This is a genomic window from Deltaproteobacteria bacterium (assembly GCA_016210005.1).
Classification (GTDB): domain Bacteria; phylum Desulfobacterota; class Binatia; order HRBIN30; family JACQVA1; genus JACQVA1.
In genome coordinates this window covers 1-10,228 of sequence record JACQVA010000034.1, presented here as the reverse complement: position 1 = coordinate 10,228, position 10,228 = coordinate 1, and the positions used below count along the sequence as shown (strand labels likewise).

6 protein-coding genes are annotated in these 10,228 nt (G+C 67.5%); 4 read left to right on the top strand and 2 right to left on the bottom strand.

Features of this window, described 5'->3' with window-relative positions; translation table 11 throughout:
- Nucleotides 1–189: 189 nt before the first annotated feature.
- The gene (gene glgC, locus HY699_04635) at nt 190–1,440 is read right to left on the bottom strand and encodes a glucose-1-phosphate adenylyltransferase (GenBank protein MBI4515087.1); all 1,251 of its coding nucleotides are present in this window, start codon (nt 1,438–1,440) and stop codon (nt 190–192) included.
- Between the two features lie 284 nt (nt 1,441–1,724).
- Here glgC and HY699_04630 point away from each other — a divergent pair, with 284 nt between their 5' ends.
- From HY699_04630 to HY699_04615, 4 genes are all read left to right on the top strand, one after another.
- The gene (locus HY699_04630) at nt 1,725–2,822 is read left to right on the top strand and encodes a sigma 54-interacting transcriptional regulator (GenBank protein ID MBI4515086.1); all 1,098 of its coding nucleotides are present in this window, start codon (nt 1,725–1,727) and stop codon (nt 2,820–2,822) included.
- 307 nt (nt 2,823–3,129) lie between these two features.
- Nucleotides 3,130–5,391, top strand: coding sequence for a S8/S53 family peptidase (locus HY699_04625; protein ID MBI4515085.1), 2,262 nt, complete (start codon nt 3,130–3,132; stop codon nt 5,389–5,391).
- A 239-nt stretch (nt 5,392–5,630) separates the two neighbouring features.
- Entirely contained in the window at nt 5,631–7,298 is a 1,668-nt protein-coding gene (locus HY699_04620) for a radical SAM protein (GenBank protein ID MBI4515084.1), read from the top strand.
- 63 nt (nt 7,299–7,361) lie between these two features.
- The gene (locus HY699_04615) at nt 7,362–7,787 is read left to right on the top strand and encodes a single-stranded DNA-binding protein (GenBank protein MBI4515083.1); all 426 of its coding nucleotides are present in this window, start codon (nt 7,362–7,364) and stop codon (nt 7,785–7,787) included.
- A gap of 98 nt (nt 7,788–7,885) precedes the next feature.
- On the opposite strand, the gene HY699_04610 is transcribed toward HY699_04615, so the two are convergent.
- Nucleotides 7,886–10,069 carry a VCBS repeat-containing protein gene (locus tag HY699_04610; protein ID MBI4515082.1) on the bottom strand — a complete coding sequence of 728 codons (2,184 nt, stop codon included), beginning with the start codon at nt 10,067–10,069 and terminating at the stop codon, nt 7,886–7,888.
- Nucleotides 10,070–10,228 lie beyond the last annotated feature (159 nt).

Below are 10,228 nucleotides of genomic sequence, written 5' to 3'. Positions count from 1 at the left end.
GTGTGGTTCGGTGTTATGGCCGTCATTCCCGCGAAAGCGGGAATCCAGTTTGGCGTTTGGCGGGTCGTAGCGAGCCGGTGCCGTGGATTCCCGCTTTAGCGGGAATGTCAGATTTCGTCCCTTTCGGCCATGGGCCTCGGCCTGACAGTACACAGTACTGTCAGACTGGTGAGGATTTGCCCGCCCGCCTCACCAATTCCGCGCCAACGTCTCCGGCGTGTCGGGGGCTTTTTCGACCACCACGATCCCCGTTGCCGACACCACGTAGCGGCGGCAATCGTTGCCGAAATCCTCCCCGATCACCTCGCCCGGCGCCACCACCACGTTCTTGTCGATGATGGCGCGGCGCACGCGGGCGCCGGGGCTGATTACGACGTTGTCCATCAACACCGACTCCCGCACTTGGGCGCCGGCATCGACCACCACGTTGCGCCCCAGCACCGAATCCTTCACGTAGCCGCCGCTCAATAGACAGCCGCTGGCCATCACCGACTGCACCGCCACACCCCGGCGGCCGTCTTCGTCGAAGACGAACTTGCACGGTGGATCATGAAAGCGCGCGGTCATGATCGGCCACTGCCAGTTGTAGAGATTGAGCAGCGGCACCACGTTCTTCAAATCCATGTTGGCTTCGTAGTAGGCCTCGATGGTGCCGACGTCGCGCCAATATGCCTGCTCGCCCTCACGCAGCCCGGGGATGCGGTTGCGGCGGAAATCGTAGGCGTAGACCGGCTCGCGCACCGTCATCGCCGGCAAAATGTCCTTGCCGAAATCGAATAGCGGCTCGCCGTCGCGGCGCTCACCCAGCACTTCCTGTAACAAGCCGACGTTGAAGATGTAGTTGCCCATCGACGCCAGCGATTCCTCCGGCAAGCCCGGGATCGGCGGCGGATCGACGGGTTTCTCGATAAACCCTTTGATGCGCCACTGTTCATCGACCGCGACCACGCCGAATTGCGTGGCGCCGGCACGCGGCACCGGCAAGCACGACACGGTCGCGGCCGCGCCCACGCGCAGATGGAAGTCGAGCATCTGGCGCACGTTCATCTTGTAGATGTGGTCGGCGCTGAAGACCAAGACGATGTCGGCGCCGTAGTCGCGCACCAAGTTGAGGTTTTGGAAGATGGCGTCGGCGGTGCCGCGATACCACAACTCGCCGAGCTTCATCTGCGCCGGCACCGCTCGGATGAAGCCGTCGCGCCCGCCCCCGCGCCAGGTCCAGCCGGTTTCGAGGTGCTCGACCAGCGACTGGGCCTTGTATTGCGTCAGAACGTAAACCGCGCCCAGCCCCGAGTTGTAAAGGTTGCTGAGAACGAAATCGATGATGCGGTAGCGCCCGCCGAACGGTACCGCGGGCTTCGAGCGATCCTTGGTCAGCGGATACAAGCGTTCGCCCTTACCCCCAGCCATCACGAACGTCAGAATGCGCGGCCGTGCCATAGCGCCAGAGTGTACGGAATCCGCCGCGCCGGCTCAATCGGTTCGTGCAACAACACCAGCCGAGGGGTGTGCGACAAATCTGTGGGTAACGTGCAGCCGACCGGGCAAAGGCCATAACACCGAACCACGTTACCCACAAATTCGTCGCGCACCCCCAGCCGAGATGGCGCCGGCCGCCGCTGCGGAGTAAGGTCCATATTGCCCGCAATCTCAGGCTTATACCCCCTTTGACAGCCAGCGGGGGTGGACGTACACATGAACCAAACCGTACCGAGGCCTCGAGGATGTCCAGCGCCCGCAGCTTTCTGGGCGCGGCGAGCGAAGACCTGAGCGCGGATGGCGCGCCGCTCGCCCCGCTCTACGATCTCAGAAGCTCTTTTGACGAAATCATCGGCGTCAGCGACGCCATGGCCGCCGTGTTTCGGTTGATGGAAAGCGCGGCCACCACCGCGATCGCCGTCCTGCTCGAGGGTGAAACCGGCACCGGCAAGGAACTGGTGGCGCGCGCCATCCACCGAATCAGCGAGCGCAGCCAGCGTCCGTTCGTCGCCGTCAATTGCGCCGCGCTGCCCGAGACCTTGCTTGAAAGCGAGCTGTTCGGTTACCGCAAGGGCGCGTTCACCGGCGCGGCCAGTGATCGTATCGGCCTGTTCGAGGCCGCCGACGCCGGCACCATCTTCCTCGACGAGATCGGTGAAATGCCACTGGCTATGCAGGCCAAGATGCTGCGGGTGTTGCAGGACGGCGAAGTGGTGCCGCTTGGCGACACCCGCCCGCGCCACGTCGACGCCCGCCTGATCTCCGCCACCAACAGCGAGCTGAGTACAGCGATGGCCGCAGGCCGGTTTCGCGAGGATCTCTACTATCGCCTGGCGGCTTTCCCGATTCGCTTGCCGCCGTTGCGCGAGCGCCGCCAGGACATTGCCCTGCTCACCAGCCGCTTCCTCGCCGCCGCCGCCACCCGCCATCACAAACAAATCGCCGGGCTCGAGAAGCCCGCGCTCGAGCTGTTGCTGCGGGCGGACTGGCCCGGCAACGTGCGCGAGCTGCAAAACCTGATCGAGCGGGCGGTGGCGCTGGCGCGCGACGGCGAGGTGCTCACCATCGAGCATCTCGCACCGCAGGCGCCGCCAGCCGGCGAATTCTCCCCATACGATCTGCGGCCGGACACCGATGGCATCGCCCACTTCGGCCGGGAGCGGTGCAGCGTCAGCGCAGCCGGCGCCGACCCCGATCTGCGGCGCGCCCGTGCCGCTTTCGAGACCGAGCACATTCGCGAGATCCTCGCCCGACACGGCGGTAACATCTCCCGGGCCGCACGCGCGCTCGGAGTGTCGCGCGTCGTGCTGCGCAAGAAAGCCAAAGAGTACGACCTGCGCTGAGCGCGACTGCGCACACGTGCTTGTCGAAGCATGAGCGCGGTTTTCTTCAACGGATAGGGAAAACCCCGATAAGGGAAAACCCCTATCCGGTTTAGTAACACTGACTGTGAACTGCGGGCGTCGACCCGCTTTACGCGGCTAATCCGGCTTAGCAGTCTGTACGCTTCTGCATCCATTTGCTCCGCAAACTTCCCACTGCGACGGCACGCGCGTGCGCGCCGGCCAGCGGCGGCGCACTGGCATCGCCGATGCACTGCTCGTCAAGCGTGGCGCCGTAACTCCAGCGGCGCGCTTGCGAGTAACGATCGTGAAGCACCTTGTCAGTCTCGCCGTCTGTGTCGCACTAGTGCCGCTCGCTGTCGGCGCGGCCGCCGGCACCGACGCCGTTACGGTCATCCGCGGCCATCGCCTGCCGAGCGCACGATTCGCCCGCGTCGTGGCGCCGGCCGAACGCGCGCCGGCGCGGGCGATTGCGGTGGCGTTGCGCTGGCAGCGTGAAGCGGAGCTCGAGGAACTGATCCGGCAACTGAGCGATCCCGGCTCACCACGCTATCAACGCTATCTCACGCCGGCGGAGTTCGACGAGCGCTTTGCGCCATCGGCCGCCGGCGCCGCCGCCGTTGTTGACTATCTCGCGGCCCACGGCATCGCTGTCGCCGGCATCAGCGCCTCGCAGCAATTGGTGAGCGGCAGCGCTCCGGCGGCGGCGATCGAAAGCGCCTTCAGCGTGGCGCTGGTGGACTACGAGGAAGGCGGCGAGTCGTTCTTTGCCTCGGATCGTGATCCCGCGCTGCCGGCGGAGATCGCCGCTGCGGTCAGCGGCATTTACGGCTTGGAGAACCGCAGCCAGCTACGGCCGCACAACGCCCGCCGCATGCTCAGTGCCCCCACCGGCGCGCCTTTCGGCCCCGCCGACATCGCCCGCGCTTACAACTTCACGCCGCTCTATGATGCCGGCGTGCGCGGCGACGGCAGCCGCGCGGCGACCATCGCCATCGCTACTGCCTTTGGCCTTCAGCCGAGTGACGTGCGCGAATTCTGGCGCGCCTTCGGGCTCACGCGACCGGCGGACTTGCTCGAAGTTATCCCCGTAGCCGGCACGGCCACGCGCACCATTGATGAGAGCACGCTCGACGTCGAGTGGGCCGGCGCCATGGCTCCGCAGTCGCGCCTGCTCGCCTACGTGGCGGCCGACAGCTCGGTGAGCGCCTTCATGGCCTTGTACGACCGTATCATCAGTGACAACCGCGCCGCGGTGGTGAGCGTCAGCTGGGGCCTGTGCGAGCCGAACATGCCACCGGCCTATCTCGATCACGCCCACGCGGTTTTCCAGAAAGCCGCGGCGTTGGGCATCACCGTAGTGGCGGCCTCGGGCGACCGCGGCGCCTTCGACTGCGGCCCAGCCCGGCTCAGTATCAGCTACCCGGCTTCCGATCCGCTGGTGACCGCGGTCGGCGGCACGGCGCTCGCCGTCGGCGGCGACGGCGAGCGCCGCAGCGAAGGCGCCTGGTCAGGAAGCGGCGGCGGCCAGAGCGTCTTCTGGCAGCGCCCGCCGTGGCAAACGGGCGGCGGTGCATGGCGGCGGGCGGCCGATGTCGCGCTCAACGCCGACCCCGGCAGCGGCTACTACGTCCGCCACGATGGCGCCTGGTGGCAATACGGCGGCACCAGCGTCGGTGCGCCGATCTGGGCCGCGCTGCTGGCACTGACCAATCAGTACCGCGCGCAGCACCGGCGGCCGCCGTTGGGCCCGGCCAACCCGGCGCTGTGCGAGCTGGCCGGCGCAGCGGAGCCGCCGGCGTTGCTGGATATCACGTCGGGTGATAACGGCCATTACAGTGCCGGGGCGGGGTGGGACTTTCCGACGGGCTGGGGCGTGCCCGATGCCTGGGCACTGGCGCGCGCCCTCGCCAGCGCGCCGCCCGCCGCCGGCTGGGCCGACTTGCGTACCTACCTGCGCCCGCTGTCAGCGAGCCCAGCTGCCACGGTGCTGTTGCGCAGCCAAACGCACTGTGGCCGCTCGCGCCTGACTCTGGCCGCGCGCCGCCTCCGCCCCGGCCTCTATCGGCTGGCGATCGACGAGACGCCCGTCATCGAGTTCGCCGTGCAAAGCAGCGGCCGCGCGCAAGCGCAACTCGACGGCTGCGACCCGCGCGGACACCACCTGACGCTGCTCGATGCTGACGGGCTGGTGCTGTTTCGCGGGCAGGTGCCGGAGCAACCTCAGCCGCCGGTGCGCCTGCGCGCGCGCTTGCAGGGCGCCGGCCTCGCCACCGGCGTGGTGACCTACCGCAGCCGCCACGGCGCGGAACAATTGCAGCTCGGCGTCAGTGGCCTGCCGCCGGGGACCTACCAGCTGTACGTCGGCGCTGAACTGATCGCGTCCTTAGAGGTGACAAGAGCAGCGAACGGCAACAGCTATGGCGCGGTCCGCTTCGACTCGCGCAACCTCAGCGCGCCACCGCCGCCGGTCGAGCTGCGCTGCCAGCCCCTGTTCGTGCGCGGTGACAGCGGCGTCGTGCTGCAACTCACCGCCACCGCGCCCGGCACCGGTATCTGCCCGGCCTGATCCAGGCGCACTCAGTGGGACGAGCCCCAGTTCGCCTCGATTACCTACGCCGCCGGCCACGTTTGGGACTTTGACGTGGCCCTGGCCGGCCACACCACACCGTCTTGTCGGGCTGCACGCCCGGGGCTATAGACTGCGCTTCGAGGTCATTGCTTCTGTCCACTTGGCAGGTCGAAGAGCGAGCAAGTGCGCGCCGTGCTCGGGAACGATTCCTCTTCCCGAAGAAGACTGATGCCGGCGTGCGTGTGTGTTTGGTCTACCCCAATCGCTACGCGGTGGCCATGGGCAACCTCGGCTTTCAGGCCGTCTACGCCCTCTGCGATCAGTTCCCTGGTGTCGTCTGCGAGCGGGCGTTCTTGCCCGACGAGGACGAGGCGGCACTGCTGCACGGACACCGGCTCTGTTCACTGGAGTCGCGCCGCCCGGTCGCCGACTTCGACATTGTCGCCTTCTCGATTTCATTCGAGACCGATTACTGGCACGTGGTGCGGTTACTGTCGCTGGCGGGCTTGCCGCTTCGCACCGTCGCCCGCGGCGGCGGCCCGCTGGTAATAGCGGGCGGACCCGCCACGTTCCTGAACCCCGAGCCGATCGCCGACTTCGTCGATCTGTTTCTCATCGGCGAAGCCGAAGAAATGCTGCCGGAGTTCTTGCAGCTGTACTGCGAAGCTCGTGCAACGGGTACGCGCCGCGAGGAGTTGCTGTGGCAGACTGCGCAACGAGTTAAGGGCGCTTACGTCCCGCTCTTCTACCAACCGCACTTCGAGGGGCCGGTAACGGCCGGCCTCGACTACTGCGGCCCGGGCGAGGCAGCGGTGGAGCGGCGGCTGATCTGGGATCTGAACCGGTTGGCGACCACCACCCGCGTGCTCAGCGACGAAGCGGTGTTCGGCGACATGGTGATGGTAGAAGCCAGCCGGGGTTGCCAGTGGGGTTGCCGCTTCTGTGCTGCCGGCTTCATGTATCGGCCGATCCGCACGCGCGGCAGCGACGTGCTGGCTGCAAGCGTTCGGGCCGGCCTGGAGGAGCGAGCAACCATCGGCCTAGTCGGCGCGGAGATGGCGAGCCTGCCGGGGGTCGAGGCGCTGGCCGAGCTGGCGGCCGCAGCCGGTGGCCGCTTGTCGCCGTCGTCGTTGAAGGCGGACTGTGTGACGCCGCGCTTGGCGGCCGCGCTCGCCGGCAACCGCAACCGCAGTGTGACGATCGCGCCCGAAGCGGGCTCGGAGCGCATGCGCCGGATGATCAACAAGAACCTGACCGAAGCCGACATCGTGCGCGCCACCGACATGCTGGTCGGCGAGGGGGTGCAGGATTTGAAGATCTACGCCATGTTCGGCCTCCCCGCCGAGGAGGACGCCGATGTCCTTGCGATTGCCGAGCTGACTACGAAGCTGCGGGATCGGCTTTGCGCCGCCGGCCGCGCCCGCGGCCGGGTCGGGCAGGTCACGCTGTCGTTGAATCCGTTTGTGCCCAAGCCCTGGACGCCCTTCCAGTGGGAGCCGATGGAGACGCTGCCCGTTCTCAAGGCCAAGATCCGCCAGCTGCGCCGGACGCTCGGCAAGGTTCCCAACCTCCGCCTCGACGTTGAATCGCCGCGCGCCGCCTACCTGCAAACCCTGCTCTCGCGCGGCGACCGCCGTCTCGCTGTAGCGCTCGAAGCCATTCATGTCGCCGGCGGCGATTGGTGGAGCGTGATCCGCCGCTGGCAGGGCGGCGGGCTCGACCATTTGCCGCATCCGGACGGATATGTGTATCGCCGCTACCGGGACGACGAGCGGCTCCCGTGGGATTTCATCGATCACCATCTCAGCAAGGGCTACCTCTGGACCGAACGCCGCAAAGCCGCCGCCGCCCGCCAGAGCCCCCCGTGCGACACCACCAGCTGCCGCTCGTGTTCCGCCTGTTGACCCCTGGCGGCGCGAGCGCGGCCGAACTTGACAGCTACGCGGGCGCGCTGTTACGGTCGGCCCGTGGTCAACAAAGTCATCATCGTCGGCAATCTCGGCAAGGACCCTGACGTCCGCTTCACCCCCAGCGGCAAGGCCGTGTGCAAGTTCTCGGTGGCGACCTCCGAGCGCTGGACCGATCAGCAGGGCCAGAAGCAGGAGCGCACCGAGTGGCACAACGTGGTGGTGTGGGGCAAGCAAGCGGAAACCTGCGGCCAATACCTCGCCAAAGGCCGCCAGGTGTACGTCGAAGGCTCCATCCATACCCGCAGCTACGACGACAAGGACGGCAACAAGCGCTACATCACCGAAATTACCGCGCGTGACGTGCGCTTCCTTGGCAGCGGTGGCGGTGGCGCCCGCATCACGCAGCAGGATGCCGGCTTTGCCGTCCCCGCCGGCGAAGACGCGGGCCCGCCCGCCGGTCCGGAAGACGACATCCCGTTCTGACCCGACTCCAAGCGCGGGCGCCGAGTCAGCCCGGCAGCTTCTCCCGCCATGGGAACCGCGCCTGCGCTCGGCGCGGGCGGCACGGCGCTTAGCCTGGTTCAACTCGGACAGCCGTCGAGGCTGTTGTTCACCGCTCTGACAAGCTCGTCGATCGTAACCTCGCCGTCACCGTCGACATCGGCCTCGGGACAGGCGGAAGCGGGGCTGCTGCCTAAGCTAATGTTAACGGCTAGGACTAGTTCGTCGATGGTCACGTCGTTCGAGCCGTCGCAATCGCCGGAGCAAACGGGCGCCGGGGCGCTAGCCGTGGCCGTCGGGCTGGCGGTGGGCGTGTCGGTCGCTGACGGCGTCAGGCTCGGGCTGCGCGTGCCGGTTGGGGTGATGGTGTGGGTCGGGCTCGGTGTCGGCGTCAACGATGGTGTCGGCGTCAGGCTCGGGCTGCGCGTACCGGTTGGCGTGATGGTGTGGGTCGGGCTCGGTGTCGGCGTGAACGATGGTGTCGGCGTCGAGCTCGGGCTGCGCGTACCGGTCGGGGTGATGGTGTGGGTCGGACTCGGTGTCGGCGTCGACGTGGGCGTCACCGTCGGTGATGGAGTGGGCGTTCGCGTCGGCGTCGCTGTGGCCGTGACCGAGGGCGTGCGCGTGGCGGTCGCGGTGCGGGTCGGGCTCGGCTCGACGACCGTGATGGCACCATCTGCGGTCGTGAGATTGGGCACGGCGTCGCCGCTGCCGTCGCTCGCCACCGCCGCCCGTACCGCCAGCGCATACACGCCCGCGGGGGTTCCGGGCAGGACGGTGAAAATGCAAGTATAAAGCGGGCCGTCCGCAATCGGGCTGGTGTCGCCCAACGAGATCACGATCGCCCGCAGCGCCGCTTGCCCGCCGTTGTCCGCCGTGATGTTGATGTTCAGCTCCTTGCCGATGCCGGGAGCGACGACACAATCGTCCTCGCTCAGTGCGAGGTGGCCGGCGTCGAAGACGATGTCGTTCTGGACCGCAGCGACGTCGCTGCCGTTGGTTTGGAGGCTGACCACTATCGGTGTTGCCCCGCCGCCAACCACCTCGCCGCTTCCTACGGTCAGTTCCGGCCCGGGTTCGGTCGTGGGCGTCGGCGGCGGGGTCACGATTCCGGTCAAGTTCATCAACACCGAGACCGTGCTATCGGCCTGGTCGGCGGTTACGGCGTCGAGATAGTTATCGGCGTTGAGGTCAGCGACCGCGATGGCAACCGGTTGACCACCGGCAGCGAATTCCTGCGCTGCTGCGAAGATGCCGGCGCTGGCGCCGCGTAAGACGCTGACGGAATCGCCGCCGGCGTTGGCCGTTATCGCATCGAGGCGGCCATCGCGATCGAAGTCGGCGAGGGCGAGCGCTTGCGGGTGGTCGCCGGCGACGAACTGAACCGGCGGATTGAAGGTGCCATCGCCATTGCCGGAGAGCACGACGACCCGGTCATCCGCGCTTCCCGCCACCATCAAGTCGGCGCGCCCGTCGCCGTTGACATCGGCGGCAGCGATAGCGGTCGGGCCGGCAGCGGCACCAATGTCGCCATAGCCGACAAAGTGGCCGGCGTCGTTGATAAAGATGGCGGCGGTACCGATGCCGCGCGTGAGCACGAGGTCGAGATCGGCGTCGCCATCGAGGTCGCCGGTAGCGATTGCCGTCGGGCGGGGCTGAAAGATGAGCTGATCGCCGGCGATGAAGGTGCCGTCGCCTTGGCCGAGGAAGACCTCGACGCGATTGCCGCCATACTCGGCTACGGCCAGATCGATGTTGGTGTCGGAATCGAAGTGCCCCAGGGTCAGGGCGCCGGGTGCAGCACTGGGCGAACTGAGGTTCAGCGTGATCGGGGCCGCGAAGCCGAAGCCGGTGGCGAGCAGCAGCGACACGGTGCCGGAGCCTTGATTGGCCACCGCGAGGTCTGGCCGGGTGTCGTTGTTGAGGTCGGCCGTGGCCAGCGCGGCTGGGCCGGTGCCGACGGTGATCGTGAGCGCGACCGGGGCGAAGGCGCCGGCACCGACGCCCGGCAGAATCGACACGCTATCGGCAGCGCTGTCGGCGGTGGCGAGATCGAGGCGGCCGTCACCGTTGAAGTCCGCCGCCGACACCGCCTTGGGGGCGGCGCCGGTGGTATACGAGACCGCCGGTGCAAACGTGACCGGAGTGCTCGCCCGCGCCGCCGCGGCCAGTAGCAGCCAGGCCAGCACTGCCGCCCGGCCCAGCACCGAAGGTAGGAGGTCGCGGCTAGCCGCGGGAGATCGCACGCTGACTCGGGCACGCACGGTGTAGACTTTCCGGAAACGCAACGCCGCTGTCAAGCATAAATCTGCGCACTATGCGTCATCGGGTGTGCGACAAATCTGTGGGTAACGTGCAGCCGACCGGGCAAATCCTCACCAGTCTGACAGTACTGTGTACTGTCAGGCCGAGGCCCATGGCCG

What these genes read in the sequence shown, in the direction of transcription:
- glgC (MBI4515087.1), bottom strand. Translation starts at nt 1,440, where the DNA reads ATGGCACGGCCGCGCATTCTGACGTTCGTGATGGCTGGGGGTAAGGGC.
- HY699_04630 (MBI4515086.1), top strand. Translation starts at nt 1,725, where the DNA reads ATGTCCAGCGCCCGCAGCTTTCTGGGCGCGGCGAGCGAAGACCTGAGC.